This is a genomic window from Nitrosomonas supralitoralis, assembly GCF_003011925.2.
Taxonomy (GTDB): domain Bacteria; phylum Pseudomonadota; class Gammaproteobacteria; order Burkholderiales; family Nitrosomonadaceae; genus Nitrosomonas; species Nitrosomonas supralitoralis.
Genome location: NZ_PXXU01000006.1, coordinates 32070 through 46429 on the forward strand (window position 1 = coordinate 32070; position 14360 = coordinate 46429).

16 protein-coding genes are annotated in these 14360 nt (G+C 45.0%); 5 read left to right on the top strand and 11 right to left on the bottom strand.

Features of this window, described 5'->3' with window-relative positions; all coding sequences use genetic code 11:
• The 9 genes from C7H79_RS03040 to tsaE form a co-directional block, all read right to left on the bottom strand.
• Positions 1 to 1059: a phytoene/squalene synthase family protein gene (locus tag C7H79_RS03040; protein ID WP_106705825.1), complete on the bottom strand. Its 1059-nt coding sequence runs from the start codon at positions 1057 to 1059 to the stop codon at positions 1 to 3.
• 66 nt (positions 1060 to 1125) lie between these two features.
• Positions 1126 to 2382, bottom strand: coding sequence for a diaminopimelate decarboxylase (gene lysA, locus C7H79_RS03045; RefSeq protein ID WP_106705826.1), 1257 nt, complete (start codon positions 2380 to 2382; stop codon positions 1126 to 1128).
• Entirely contained in the window at positions 2379 to 2507 is a 129-nt protein-coding gene (lptM, locus tag C7H79_RS03050; RefSeq protein ID WP_106705827.1) for an LPS translocon maturation chaperone LptM, read from the bottom strand. Before lptM ends, lysA begins: the two co-directional genes overlap by 4 nt.
• Positions 2508 to 2599: 92 nt before the next feature.
• Positions 2600 to 3226 carry an ABC-type transport auxiliary lipoprotein family protein gene (locus C7H79_RS03055; protein WP_106705828.1) on the bottom strand — a complete coding sequence of 209 codons (627 nt, stop codon included), beginning with the start codon at positions 3224 to 3226 and terminating at the stop codon, positions 2600 to 2602.
• A gap of 3 nt (positions 3227 to 3229) precedes the next feature.
• Complete coding sequence (locus C7H79_RS03060) at positions 3230 to 4120, bottom strand: MlaD family protein (protein WP_106705829.1); 891 nt, start codon at positions 4118 to 4120, stop codon at positions 3230 to 3232.
• Positions 4093 to 4902, bottom strand: a complete 810-nt coding sequence (locus C7H79_RS03065; RefSeq protein ID WP_106705830.1) for an ABC transporter ATP-binding protein — start codon at positions 4900 to 4902, stop codon at positions 4093 to 4095. Before C7H79_RS03065 ends, C7H79_RS03060 begins: the two co-directional genes overlap by 28 nt.
• Positions 4903 to 4906: 4 nt before the next feature.
• The gene (locus tag C7H79_RS03070; protein WP_106705896.1) at positions 4907 to 6019 is read right to left on the bottom strand and encodes an MlaE family ABC transporter permease; all 1113 of its coding nucleotides are present in this window, start codon (positions 6017 to 6019) and stop codon (positions 4907 to 4909) included.
• A 232-nt stretch (positions 6020 to 6251) separates the two neighbouring features.
• Positions 6252 to 7721: an N-acetylmuramoyl-L-alanine amidase gene (locus tag C7H79_RS03075; RefSeq protein ID WP_106705831.1), complete on the bottom strand. Its 1470-nt coding sequence runs from the start codon at positions 7719 to 7721 to the stop codon at positions 6252 to 6254.
• On the bottom strand, positions 7685 to 8191 hold the full coding sequence (gene tsaE / locus C7H79_RS03080) for a tRNA (adenosine(37)-N6)-threonylcarbamoyltransferase complex ATPase subunit type 1 TsaE (RefSeq protein ID WP_106705832.1): 507 nt from the start codon (positions 8189 to 8191) through the stop codon (positions 7685 to 7687). Before tsaE ends, C7H79_RS03075 begins: the two co-directional genes overlap by 37 nt.
• Here tsaE and queG point away from each other — a divergent pair.
• Genes queG through C7H79_RS03095 form a run of 3 tightly spaced genes read left to right on the top strand, consistent with a single transcriptional unit; the run spans position 8186 to position 11452 of the window.
• Positions 8186 to 9283: a tRNA epoxyqueuosine(34) reductase QueG gene (queG, locus tag C7H79_RS03085; protein ID WP_106705897.1), complete on the top strand. Its 1098-nt coding sequence runs from the start codon at positions 8186 to 8188 to the stop codon at positions 9281 to 9283. The two genes, tsaE and queG, sit on opposite strands and share 6 nt — an antisense overlap.
• 16 nt (positions 9284 to 9299) lie before the next feature.
• Positions 9300 to 10511: a formate-dependent phosphoribosylglycinamide formyltransferase gene (purT, locus tag C7H79_RS03090; RefSeq protein WP_106705833.1), complete on the top strand. Its 1212-nt coding sequence runs from the start codon at positions 9300 to 9302 to the stop codon at positions 10509 to 10511.
• A gap of 35 nt (positions 10512 to 10546) precedes the next feature.
• Complete coding sequence (locus C7H79_RS03095) at positions 10547 to 11452, top strand: D-hexose-6-phosphate mutarotase (protein ID WP_106705834.1); 906 nt, start codon at positions 10547 to 10549, stop codon at positions 11450 to 11452.
• 38 nt (positions 11453 to 11490) lie between these two features.
• Here the strand turns inward: C7H79_RS03095 and ampD are convergent, their stop codons facing one another.
• Complete coding sequence (gene ampD / locus C7H79_RS03100) at positions 11491 to 12063, bottom strand: 1,6-anhydro-N-acetylmuramyl-L-alanine amidase AmpD (protein WP_106705835.1); 573 nt, start codon at positions 12061 to 12063, stop codon at positions 11491 to 11493.
• A 72-nt stretch (positions 12064 to 12135) separates the two neighbouring features.
• On the opposite strand from ampD, the gene tmk reads away from it, so the two are divergent.
• Both tmk and holB read left to right on the top strand, forming a co-directional pair.
• Positions 12136 to 12762, top strand: a complete 627-nt coding sequence (gene tmk / locus C7H79_RS03105; RefSeq protein ID WP_106705836.1) for a dTMP kinase — start codon at positions 12136 to 12138, stop codon at positions 12760 to 12762.
• Positions 12755 to 13795, top strand: coding sequence for a DNA polymerase III subunit delta' (holB, locus tag C7H79_RS03110; RefSeq protein ID WP_106705837.1), 1041 nt, complete (start codon positions 12755 to 12757; stop codon positions 13793 to 13795). Before tmk ends, holB begins: the two co-directional genes overlap by 8 nt.
• On the opposite strand, the gene C7H79_RS03115 is transcribed toward holB, so the two are convergent.
• On the bottom strand, positions 13796 to 14317 hold the full coding sequence (locus C7H79_RS03115) for a GlcG/HbpS family heme-binding protein (RefSeq protein WP_106705838.1): 522 nt from the start codon (positions 14315 to 14317) through the stop codon (positions 13796 to 13798).
• Positions 14318 to 14360 lie beyond the last annotated feature (43 nt).

The following is a 14360-nucleotide window of genomic DNA, read 5'->3' on the forward strand; positions in this document are numbered from 1 at the left end:
TCAGCTAATTTCTGACAGCGCTGCTTCGTGTGAACTAGCTTCGGGAAGGTTTCTGGAAGTATACTTGAATAATAGCGCAAGTATCCAGTTGTGACTGGCAAACAAACTAGTTGTTACGATGGTCGCTTTAACGCTGCGGCGACTGATCTTCACTTGCGCTCCTTCAGAAAAATTCCGGTGTTGATTAATTTTATTCAGAGTCAGGATGGCCATGCCAATTGCCCATAAACAAAATCGGCGGATGCCTTTTTCGTTTGGGGGTATCAGGCTAGTGTAGACCAGAGCGTTAAGTAAATGCCCTTTGGCAACCCCCAATAGCTCTGCCAATCCAGCTTGAAATTTGTCATCACTCATGCCTGGCTGTAACTTTTTGAGATCGAATCCATTTTTTAGAAAGATATCTTGTGGCAGCCAGCATGCACCACGTGCACGGTCATCCCATATATCTTTAAGAATATTTGTCATTTGTAAACCCTGTCCAAATGATACTGCAAGCTTCATCAAAGTGGCCTTGTGTGCATTGATTTCAGCTGAGTAATCACAGAATAATTCTGTTAACATTTCGCCGACAACACCTGCGACGTAGTAACAATACTGATTCATGGCGGATAAATCTTTGAGTCCTTCCAAAGATTCGGTTTCCTGATAATCTGCCATACCTCGTGCCATGATTCTTACACATCGTTCCAATGCCTTACGTTGCGCGAGATTAAAACCGTGCGTGATGCGAATAACTGCAGGTGTGTTTTTAATTAAATCATGTTCTGCAGGAATGGTTTGGACAGAAAGAAGAGGGCTCAATTTTTTTGCAAATGCATCGGCGGATGCATTTCCGCATACCACCTCCGCAAACATGTCCGATAGCTGTCGAGTTTGATCTATCGTCAGAGCATTATCATCTTCAATTGTGTCAGTGATTCGGCAAAGTAGATATGCATTACCTATGACGCAGCGTAAAGCTTCCGGTAATTGTGGGATGGTTAGTGCAAAAGTACGCGAGACGCCCTGTAGGATGTGGTCTTGATATTGCTTATCTTTGATACGGGAGTGACTTGTCATTACGAAATTATCATAAAGCAATACAACGTATTATTTCAATTAATTGTATCTCCTGATTCATGCTGCTCAGTAAGATAAAGTGTGCTCGTTAGAAAATAACTGATCAATTGTTTCACGTTGCCGGATAATATGGGAAGTATTTTTATCCACCATAATTTCAGCAGCGCGCGGTCTCGAATTGTAATTCGAGCTCATGCTCATACCATACGCACCGGCTGACATGATGGCCAGAAGGTCACCATTATTCAGACCGAGATTACGATCATGACCTAAAAAATCACCCGTTTCACATACGGGTCCAACGATCTGATAATTTTTGATTTCTCCGGAATTTTTATTAACGGGTAAAATTTCATGATAGGCATTATAAAGTGCCGGGCGCATCAGATCGTTCATGGCTGCATCGACAATGGCAAAGTTACGCGCAGGGGTATGTTTTAGATACTCAATGCGCGTCAGAAGGATGCCTGCATTGCCAACCAACGAGCGACCCGGTTCAATTAAAAGACGTTGTTTTAATTGATGCGTGCTGGTACAAAGTGCGGAAACATAATCACTAATTGATGGCAAAATTTCATCGTTATAGCGAATACCTAATCCTCCACCTAAATCCAGATGATCAATTTCTAGATTCTGCGCCTGCAGAGTTTTAAGTAAGTTGAGCATTTTTTTACTGGCCTGCATAAAAGGTTCTAGTTTTGTAAGCTGCGAACCAATGTGACAATCTAAACCAACAAACCGAATATTTGAATATAAGTGCGCGGAATGATAGATCCTTTCAGCTTCACTGGTTGGAATACCAAATTTATTTTCTTTGAGGCCGGTGGAAATGTATGGGTGTGTTTTTGCATCGACATCTGGATTTACACGTAGACTGACAGGTGCAATTTTGTTCATTTCTTTAGCAATATGATTTAAAGAAATTAATTCAATCTCAGATTCTACATTGAAACATAAGATATTGGCGTCTAGCGCCATGCGCATTTCAAACAAAGTTTTACCAACGCCGGAAAAGACCGTTTTACCCGGATCTCCACCTGCTTTAATAACACGCTGCAATTCTCCGCCTGATACGATATCGAAGCCGCTGCCAAGTTGAGCGAACAGATTGAGTATGGCAATATTTGAATTGGCTTTTACTGCAAAACAAATTAAATGATCACGATTTGTGAATGCCGCATCGAATTCTTTATAAGCCTCAGTCAATGCTGACCGAGAATAGACATAGCACGGCGTTCCGAATTCCTCAGCTATTTCCTTTAGAGGTACTGATTCGACGAAGAGCTCATCGTTGTAGTAGACAAATTTAGAAAAACCACTCATTTTCTTTCAATTTCATCTGGAGTTGCGCGACTAGCTTCATCAGTCTGAGGAAGATAAAGCGGCCCTTTAAGACCACATGCACTTAAAGCATAAGCTAATAGGATCACGGTACAGATTAAACGCATGGATAAACCTTTAGTGAGAATTTACCGGATACTATCATAAGCGAATAACAAATTAATCAAACTTGTGATTAATATTGTCAGCCGTAGTAAGGTTAAGCGAGAGGCAATTCTAAGGTCAGCCAGCTTACTAATTCATCAATTAACTTATTACTGGCAGAGCTTAGAGCAAATACCGCGCCTGCGGCATCAGCTGAGGGAGCGTTTTCTTTAGCGCTGAAGTCTTTTTGAGCAAGTAGTTTCCGTGAACTACGTTCAATTAAGCTAACACGAATGCTAACAACAACATGACTAGAGTTTGTAGTGTCAAACAGCTGGGTAAATTCGTCCAATTCGATTTGCAACGAATAATCAGCTTTTGCTGCGCTGCTGTCAATTATGACTTGCTCATGCGTATTGGTAACGATGCGGTTTCGTATCTGTTGAGTAAGCAGCGTAGCAGGTGCCGCTATCCAGCGGCTATTGGCGTAGGCATGCGATTGTGCAGAATTGTGATACAGCAATCGGTAATGAATCGCGGTATTATCCAGCCAGGTGGGTGCTGTCGCATCGGAAACTAACAGACTTCTTCGGTATGGTTGCGGTTGTTTTGATAATTGCTCAGACAGAGGTGAATGCTGTATACCAAAATTGTAGGTCGATATTGTAGATTGAGGTTTGTGCAATATAGAGCATCCCGTAAGAAAGAAAATAATAAGGATCAACAATAGCATTTTCTTCATGGTTTATTTCCTTTGGGGTGGAGTAAAGCCAGCTTCACCCGGACCAGGAGGTGAAGAGGTCCGGCCAAATATTAAGCTTTGCGGGTTTTCTTCTAATTGGTGGAGTACTTTATCCAGATTATGAGAATTACGAGCTATGCTGAGACTCAATTTTCGCAGCTCAGGAATTGTAGTTGCGAGCTCCTGGGTACTTTGCGACAAGCTATCGAAAATACCTTCTTTTTGGTTGGCATTGGACACCGTAAGACTGAGTTCACCCAGGAGATGATCCAGGCGCTTAACTAAGGTACCTGATTCTATGGTTAATTCAGTAAATGATTTTAATACCGGTTGTAAGTGACCAGCAATGCCATCAAAATTTTTGGTGGCTATATCGATATTCTGCAAAATTTGCGAAACATGATTTTGATTTTGTTCGTTTAACAATTGGTGCATTTTCAACACTAACTGGTTGACATTGCTGAGTAAATCCTGTCCGGAGCCCGTCACTTCATCCAGCAGTGATCGGCGCATCGGAATGCGATCTTCGCTGAGTATCTCATTATCAACGCCATCATCATTTAGCTGAATATAAGCGAGTCCTGTGACACCCTGGTACCCTAATTGTGCATAAATACTTTTTCTCAGGGTAACATTCTCGTTCACTGCAATATGGATGAGTATCTGGTGTGGATTATCGGGATCAAATTCAATCTTTTCCACTTTGCCAATATTAACGCCGCGATAGTGTACGGCAGATTGAGGGCTAAGCCCGCTTACCGATTCCTTGGTTACCACGAGATAATCTGTACGCTTGGTGTTGTTGCCACTGAACCACATAGCAACTAAGGCCACAGAAATACTTAATATAATAACAAAGATGCCGGCTATGAGGGCATGGGCACGGTTTTCCATGTTTGCTCCGAGTGATTTTTTTGCTCAATTTTATGTTGTATGGTTTTAAAAAAACTGGTAATAAATGGGTGTTGGAAGCGGCGTATCTCATCCAAGGTTCCCGTTATGATAACTTGCTGATCTGCCAGGACAGCGATGCGATCTGATAATGCAACGAGTGTATCAAGGTCATGGGTAACCATAACAATTGTAAGATTCATTTCACTTCGCAAAGCAAGAATCAGCTCCACGAAACTTTGACTTAGCTCAGGATCCAGTCCGGCAGTAGGTTCGTCGAGAAATAATAGTTCTGGGTCTAATGCCAGTGCACGAGCTAAAGCGACGCGCTTGATCATTCCTCCGGATAAGGCTGATGGCATCTTATTGGCATGTTTTGGTTCTATCGCCACCATATTGAGCTTAACCATTACCAAATCACGAATCATGTCTTCACTGAGCGCATGCAATTCACGTAAAGGTAGAGCAACATTATCGAATACAGTCAATGCACTAAATAACGCTCCTTGTTGAAAAAGAACGCCGCAATGGCCGCGTACATTTTTTTCTTGAATATTGGAGCGGATGTTATCTAAAGAGTTGCCAAAGACTCTTACTTTTCCCTGGGAAGGTCTTTCCAGTCCCAGCATTTGTCGCAGCAATGTCGTTTTTCCACTCCCTGAGCCGCCGATCAAAGTCAGTATCTCGCCACGATACACGTCTAAATTAATATCGCGATGGACAATATGATTCCCAAAGCGAGTAGATAGTGATTCAATCTCAATGATACATTCCGGCTTGTTCATTAATCTAGGCGATCCCCACGTCAGAGAATAACACTGCAAAAATCGCATCTATGATAATGACCATGGTGATGGCGGTGACGACAGAGGAAGTGGTTCCTTCACCAAGACTTTCAGTGTTCGGTTTAATTCTTAGGCCAAAATGGCATGCAATCAAGGCTATTACCATTCCGCTTACAATTCCTTTTCCTAATCCTAACCACAGATTCCCTATCGGCACAGAATCTGGCAGTGAAGTAATGAAATAATGATAGTGTAAGCCCAACTGTATCTCGGCTGCGACCATTCCGCCCAGTAATGCTACTGCACTGGTCCACAGTACCAGCAACGGCATTGCAATACCAAGGCCCAAAACTTTGGGTAAAATTAATCGTTGACTATGAGAAATGCCCATTACAGTTAAAGCATCCAGCTCCTGGGTTACACGCATGACACCGAGTTGTGCGGTCATGGATGAGCCAGAACGGCCCGCTACCAGTATCGCCGCCAGCATTGGGCCTAGTTCGCGGATAATACTGATTCCCAAAATATTGACAATAAAAATGTCGGCGCCAAATAATTGCAATTGTTTGGAGGAGAGATAACTCAATACAATACCGATCAGAAAACCAACTAATGCAGTGATGCCCAGTGCTTGAGCACCTGTTCTATATAAATTCGCGGAGATTTCGCGCCAAGGAATATAGGCAGGATGCCGGATTAAGTAAGCCACATCAAGTATTAGCTGACCAACCATTGCAATCAGGCCTACCGCATGTTGCCATAAAGCTAGCGCTGGTTTTCCTAACGTAGTGATCGGCCATAGTAAGTCCCGTTGTTTGGTTTCTAATTGAAGAGTGGGGAGATGTTCTAACCGTTCAAACATCTTTTCATGTTCGGGACGTAACTGTAAATGTTCGGGACGCTTTGTTTTCCATGCACTCCAAAGCATGAGGATGCCAGCAGTGTCGATCTGTTCAATGCCAGTCAAATCCCAAGAAAGATTCTGATTTTCAGCTTGTCGTGACAATTCATCCTCAAGGGATTTTAACAAGGTATTCAATGCCACCAAAGTATAACTACCCGTCAAAATAATGTGAGGAGAGCCATCTTTAGTACAGAGCTGATACCAGTGATTCATCGTTTTATGAGCATGATTTACAGATATTAATTTAGGTTTGGTCTTATTGACAGGCATACCAGGCATGTTTAAAACCGACAGAGGTAAATCTATAATATTTACAGACAGAACTGCTTATCTTAGATTGGCCGTGCTTATTGTGATCTGTATATAACAGAAGATGCTATTGTATATGGTTATATCAGAGCGGGTTCGCCAGATTTTTCACCTTTCTGTCTGTGGCCCAGCAAGTTTACTGTGTTTGTGCAACCGCCGTGCGGGCTAATGCCGGATTATCAGCAAAATATTTCTTGATCCCTAAAAACATCGCATCTGCCATTTGGTTTTGATAATTTCCACTGCGTAATTTTACTTCTTCTTTAGGATTGCTGAGGAAAGCTGTTTCCACCAGAATTGAAGGAATATCCGGTGATTTGAGTACTGCAAAACCTGCCTGTTCTACATTTCTTTTATGTAAGTGATTGATATTGCCAAGTTGATTTAGAACATAATCAGCCAGTTTGACACTGTCGCTGATGGCGGCATTGAGTGACAAATCAAGTAACAGTTCTTTGATGTCTTTTGATTTTGATGTGATGTCAATTCCTCCCATCAAATCGCCATCGACGCTGTTTTCCTGGTTAGCGAGCCAACTGGCTGTGGTTGAAGTTGCGCCATGTTCAGACAAAGTAAATACTGAAGAACCATGAGCATGTGATTTAGGGTTAGCATCTGCATGTATTGATACGAACAAGTCAGCGTTGGCACGTCGTGCATTAATCCGTCGTTGCGGAAGCGAAATGTAATAATCTCCATCGCGTGTTAAAACAGCTCTCATATTGGGTTCTTTATCAATCTTTTCCTTGAGTCTCCTGGCTATTGCCAACGTGACATCTTTTTCGTATGTGCCCTGTTGACCGACCGCCCCAGGATCCTTGCCACCGTGACCGGGGTCAATTGCAACGATGATAATTCGCGGTACCATGATTTTTTGAGGGGTCGTGCTGGGTTTGCGGTTTTTTGCTGCTTGAAAACTGCCTGAATGCTTGACCGGATTCGATGGCTGAAGTTGGAGTCTTGGTTGATGTTGGAGAATCTGCTGCGCTGAGTTGGGCTTTGGTTGATTGCTACCCTGTATTAATGAGACAACCAACTCATCCAAAACATCCGTTTCAGAATCAGCATTGGCAGCTAGATCAGCCCGAGCGTTAAGATCGGTTCTGGCTGCTTTATCCGGGTTATAAATATCCAATATTAATCGATAAGTTGAATTTTCCTTGGGTGGTACAACGAATGTGCGCGGTACGACGTGTGCTTTTAGATCGAATACCAGCCGGATAACATGCGGTGTAAACTGACCAATACGAATGTTTTGCACAAAAGGATCGATAGCATCCACTTTCTGCGGTAAAGTATGCAGTATCGGATTAAGCTTAGTATTGTTTAAATCAATAACTACGCGATGTGGGTTTTCCAGCATGCTAAGTTCATATTCAAGCGGCCGGTCGGATTCAAGTGTAATGCGTGTATAGTCAGGTGTTAATCCAACGCGAACGGATTGAATTATGGCATCTGCAGCCAGAACGGATTGGCTCAGCAATATCCAGAAGCAAAAAAGGATTAGTAACAGGGGCGTCAGAAATCGATGTTTCGCGGTAGCATTGCTGGAGTTGCTAAAATGAGCAATCAGATATTTTTTTCTGTATTCCAATGTATCAAGCATTGTTTTCCTGTTTCTGTACTGCTTCTGATTTCAATATTTCTGCCCGAATCAAACATGTTGAGAAAGCACTGTAGATCAGCTTTTGGCAATAGATTCCCTGCTTTTTCAGGCCATTCCACCAAACAGATCGAATCTGAATTAAAATAATCGCGGAAACCTGCTTCTTCCCATTCAGAATAATCATTGAATCGATAAAAATCAAAGTGATACAAGTATAACCCAGAGATTTTGTAGATTTCAACTAAATTATATGTAGGACTTTTTACGATATGCGAATATCCAAGGCCATGTAGAATACCTCGCGTTAATGTGGTTTTGCCAGCGCCTAGGTTGCCAAACAGATGAATTATCAAACCAGAATGCAGGCAAGCTGCTAATTTTTTGCCGAATTTCAGAGTTTCTTCTTCATCGGCAAGATAGCGTGTAAGGTTTTGTGCTGATTCAGCATCTGTCGAATGAATGCTATGCAAGAAAATACCTCAACAAATAAAATATCAGATTATGCAGCCTTGGCAATTGCCATCAAAGCATGGGGCAAGGAATTGGGTTTTCATGATATCCGTATCGCCGATGCCAATGCGGATGTTACCGCTACCGAATCTGGTTTGTTCGCATGGTTGGACAAAGGATATCACGGTGACATGGATTATATGGCAAAACATGGTACCAAGCGTACTCGTCCTGCCGAACTTGAACCAGGCACACTACGGGTTATTTCGGTGTGTATCAATTATGCACCACCTGCAGTCAGAAATAGCTGGGATGTAATCCATTCGGGAGAGCAAGCATTTATTTCACGCTATGCGCTGGGGCGTGATTACCATAAGGTTCTGCGTTCCCGGTTGCAAAAATTGGCAGATAAAATTATAGCGGAAATAGGGCCATTTAATTATCGGGTTTTTTCCGATAGTGCACCTGTGATGGAGGTGGCGTGGGCGCAGAAATCTGGACTGGGCTGGCGCGGAAAGCATACTTTGTTGTTGTCGCGTCAGGCGGGCTCGATGTTCTTTCTCGGTGAAATGTATGCTGACCTTCCGCTGCCTGTCGATGAGGAAACTGAAAATTATTGTGGCAGTTGTACCCGATGTATTGATATATGCCCGACACAAGCAATTGTTGCACCGTATGAAGTTGATGCACGGCGCTGCATTTCTTACTTGACCATCGAATTGAAAGACAGTATTCCCGAATCGTTACGCCCATTGATTGGCAATCGCATTTATGGTTGCGATGATTGTCAGTTGATATGCCCATGGAATAAATTTGCCAAAATAACGAATGAAAATGATTTTCATGTGCGCAATGGGCTGGATGATGTGTCGCTGATTGAATTGTTTGGCTGGGATCAAGAGACATTTGAAACTAAATTGGCTGGCAGTGCAATACGTCGTATTGGTCATGTGCAGTGGTTGCGTAATATCGCGGTCGGTTTGGGAAATGCGCCGTATTCGCTGGAAATCGTTCAAGCGCTTCAAGCACGGGTGGATGATGCTTCAGCTGTGGTGCGTGAACATGTGCAGTGGGCGTTAGAGCAACAAGATATGAAAAGAAAAGCAAAGTAACTAAGGAAAACATATGATGAATAAACGATCAGTTATCGGCACACCGCTGAGTCCGTCAGCGACCAAAGTCATGCTGCTGGGCAGTGGTGAGCTTGGTAAAGAAGTGATTGTTGCATTGCAGCGTTTCGGTGTCGAAACCATTGCGGTAGACCGCTATGCCGATGCGCCGGGGCATCAGGTTGCGCATCGTGCGCATGTGATCAATATGGCGGATGGTCAAGCACTGCGCGCGCTGATTGAGCAGGAGCGCCCTGATATCATTGTGCCGGAAATTGAAGCCATTGCAACCGATATGTTGGTTGAAATCGAGCAGGCGGGGATTGCAACGGTGATTCCGACCGCACGTGCTGCTAAACTCACGATGAATCGTGAGGGGATTCGCTGTCTGGCAGCCGAAACATTAGGTTTACCAACTTCACCTTATGCATTTGCCAATAGTCTGGATCAATTGCGCGCAGCAATTGATGCCAAGATCGGTTATCCCTGTATCGTAAAACCGGTGATGTCGTCCTCGGGCAAAGGACAATCGCGTATCGAAAATTCAGATGAAGTTGAAACAGCATGGAATTACGCTGCGAGTGGCAGCCGGGTGAATCAAGGGCGGGTAATTGTCGAGGGTGTGATTCAATTTGACTACGAAATTACGCAACTGACAGTACGTGCTTTGGATGCCGGAGGTGAAGTAAAAATACATTTCTGTGAAGCGATAGGTCATTTGCAGGTGCGGGGTGACTATGTTGAGAGCTGGCAACCGCAGGGAATGTCACCGCTGGCATTGGAACGTGCACGTGAGATTGCTAAGATAATCACTGATGATCTGGGCGGTTTAGGTGTTTTCGGTGTGGAGTTGTTCATCAAAGGTGATGATGTCTGGTTCAGCGAAGTAAGTCCACGGCCGCATGATACCGGCATGGTAACCATGTGCAGCCAGAAGCAAAGTGAATTTGATTTGCATGCACGCGCTATCTTGGGGTTGTCGGTGGATACAACTTTGCTCGCACCAGGTGCCAGTGCAGTGATTTATGGTCAATTGGAAGCGCAAGGTATTGCATTCTCAGGCGTGGTTGAAGCACTCAGCGTACCGCACAGTGATTTGCGTTTGTTCGGCAAACCAGAATCATTCAAGCACCGGCGCATGGGCGTCGCACTGGCGAATGGCGCTAATGTAGACGAAGCCCGAAGCCGTGCTAAACTCGCGGCCAGCAGGGTGATCCCTATCAAAGCATAATAAGCAGAATAACCAAAAATTTAATAAGGAAAATTATGACTATTGAACAACTTAACGCAAATTACAAAATCGCAGGTCAACTTGAATTTGTCGATGGTAAGGGCGGTTTGCCGATGATTCAGGTGAATAGCGCCAAAGCCAGAGCGCTGATTTCAATTCATGCGGGACAAGTGTTGTCGTATCAGCCAGTCGGCGAGCCGGAAGATCTCATGTTTCTGAGTGAAAAAGCATATTACCAGGACGGCAAAGCGATTAAAGGCGGTGCGCCAGTTTGCTGGCCATGGTTTGGCGCCGATCCGGAAGGCAAGGGCCGTCCAGGTCATGGCTTTGTGCGCAATCGTGCGTGGAATGTCGTGGCAACCGAAGCTATGAGCAATGGCGATATCAAGGTCAAACTGGGTCTGGTGGACACGCCAGAAACGCGCGCGATCTGGCCGCAATCCTTTAGTCTGCTGCAAGAAATTATTATTGGTGATGCGCTGAATCTGTCCCTGGTCACGCGCAACGCCGGCAAAGAAACTTTCTCAATTACGCAAGCGTTTCATACTTACTTCAAAGTAGGTGATATTGCGCGAACCAAAGTGCTTGGCCTGGAAGGTTGTGAATATATCGACAAGGCAGGCGGTAATGCGCAAAAGCAGCAATCGGGAGCAGTGACTATCGAATCCGAAGTCGATCGCATTTATCTGGATGTCGGGAATACCATAACGATCGATGATAGTGCGCTGAGTCGCCGTATCCAGATTACTTCACAAGGTAGCAAAACCGCAGTGGTTTGGAATCCATGGGAAAAAATTTCCAAGGAAATGGCCGATCTGGATGACGCCGACTATCAACGCTTGCTTTGCGTTGAAACCACGAATGCCGCGAATAATGTGGTGGAAGTGACTCCTGGCGGTGAATGCCGATTAACGGCTAACTACCGAGTGGTCCGCAACTAACCCGGGGAAATGGGAATAATGCGGTATATTTCGCCGCATCATGGTAAATTTTTGATTGTACTGAAGAACTTCTCATTGCCTAGGTTCAACTTATACTTATCCCAATCGAAACAAGGCCCTGGATCTGTTTTGCGGTCAGGTGCGATATCCGAGTGCCCGACAATATGCCGGATGGGATATTGTCGGCATAGGCAGTGCGTCAGTGCAATTAATGATGAGTATTGATTTTCAGTAAACGGTTCGGTGTCACTGCCTTCAAGTTCTATGCCGATCGAAAAATCGTTGCAACGTGTTTTACCTTGCCAATGGGAAATACCTGCATGCCAGGCGCGTTTAGTGCAGGGTACAAATTGAATGATCGTACCCTCGCGGCGAATGAAAAAATGCGCCGATACTTTCAAGCCCTGTAACGATGGGTAATGTGGATGCGCTTGCGGGTCGAGTTGGTTAGTAAACAATTCTATCACGCCACTGCCACCAAATTCGTTGGGTGGAAGACTGATGTTGTGAATAACCAATAAGCTGATTTCCGTATCCGCTGGACGTTCGTCACAATTGAGGGAGGCGATAAATTCGGCGGTATCAAGAAAACCTGATGCATCGATTTGCATGCGTTAGAATTGCTGAAATTGAATGTTCCTGCATGGTAACTTACCTTAACAAAACTTGAAAATCGGAATCGCATGAAGCAAGGCAAATTCATTACGCTGGAAGGCATAGACGGTGCGGGAAAATCGACCCAACTGGCGTGGATTGTCGAACTATTGCAAGATGCGGGAAAGCCCGTCGTGGTGACACGCGAACCGGGTGGAACGACTTTGGGCGAGCAGTTGCGCGCGTTGTTGCTGAATAAGACCATGATCATGCATGCGGAAACCGAAGCGCTGTTGATGTTCGCCGCGCGACGTGAGCACTTGGATAAAGTCATTTTGCCTGCACTCACGCAAGGTCAATGGGTGATATCGGATCGTTTCACGGATGCCAGCTTTGCTTATCAGAGTGGAGGCAGGGGATTGGATAGCGGTAAACTGGCCATTTTGGAACACTGGGTGCAGGGCGATTTGCAGCCTGACTTGACGCTCTATTTCGACGTGCCGGTGGAAGTCGGGCAGCAGCGTGTCTACCAATCTAAGAGCAAGGATCGTTTTGAGAAAGAACAAGCCGATTTTTTTCAGCGCGTGCGTGCAGCGTATCAGGATAGAGCAAAGCAGTTTCCTGAGCGCATCAGAATCATCGACAGCAGCCGATCTTTAGCCGATGTTAATGCTGCGGTTGAACAGACGTTGCAGCCTTTGCTGAGTCATGAGTGAAATTTATAGTTGGCAACAGGAAATATGGCGAAAATTGCTGCGCAGCCGTCAATTCTGGGGTCATGCGTTGCTGCTCAAAGGTAAACAAGGCATCGGCAAGTATGATTTCGCGTGCCAATTGGCGAAATCATTGCTTTGCGCCGCGCCAATGGCTGACTACAATGCTTGCGGGAAATGTTTGAGTTGCGGCTGGTTTGAGAAAAACAGTCATCCCAATTTTTATCCAGTAATACCGGAAGCATTCGCTGTCATGTTGAGAGGGAGCAGCGAGAAGGAAGAGAGCGAAGAAAAAGCAAGTAGAGCGGCAACCAAAAAAAGCGCCAGCCAGCAAATCAGTATCGAGCAAATCCGCAAATTATCCGATTTTGTTTATCTAACCGGCCATCAAAGTGGTTACAAGATTATCCTGATCTATCCTGCTGAAACGATGAATACAGCCTCTGCCAATGCATTGCTGAAGAAACTCGAAGAACCACCGCACAATGTGTTGTTCATCCTGATTACGCACCAAGCGCAGCATTTGTTGCCGACAGTACGCAGCCGCTGTCAGCAGATTGCGATGCCAATCCCGGATGTTGAAACTGCCGTGGCATGGCTGAAACAGCAGGCGGTCGATGATCCACAATGTCGTCTCGCCGCCGCCGGTTACGCACCATTATCTGCATTATTGATGGATAAGGGCGAATACGCAGCGCACTATGAACAATTTCTCCAGCATATTGCCAATCCCAAGCAATTTGATCCTCTGTGGTTGGCCGGAACGTTACTGCAAACGAATCTGTCCGTTGTTGTCAATTGGCTGCAAAAATGGTGCTACGATCTGGTCAGTTATCGCACCACTGGAAAAATCCGCTACTATTTGAATCAGTTGTCGACCATTCAAGTGTTAAGCGAGCAGATCAATTTGCCTGCGTGCGTGACTTTCACACGTGAGCTCAACACCAAACAACAACTGTCGCATCATCCACTCAATCCGCGCCTGTTTCTGGAGGAAATGTTCATTGCATATGCCACCATGATGCGGAGAGAATAATCACTTTTTCTCAAACGTATCGTCTGCTTTTAGAACTTTTAGTGCCGCGCTGGCACAAGCTTCGTCATATTCAATCCCTGGAGCACCGCCGACGCCTATTCCGCCCACCACTTCTCCGCCGATCTTGATCGGAAAGCCGCCACCCAATAACAGAATGTTTTCATTCATTCGCGTCAAGCTTTGCAATTCCGGTTTTTGCGCCACCAGCACGGCAAATTTATGCGTCGAATCGCGCAAGCTGTTGGCGGTGTAGGCCTTGCGGCGGCTGCTATCGAGCGTGTGCGGCCCGGCGCCATCGGCTTTCAACTGCACTTTGAGTAATCCGGATTGATCCACAATGGCCACGCTGACTCTGAATCCATCGTCATGACATTTTTTGATTGCCGCCATCGCCGCCTGGGTTGATAATTCAAGTGGTAGAGTTTTTTGTGTAGGAAAATCCTGCGCTGAGATCTGAGCGGATGCTGCACACAGCGTGAGCGCTGAAATGCCGGTTAAGAATGATTTGAGTGTATGGGTCATGATCGAATCCTTTGAATGAGTTTCCATGCAAATACATTAACAT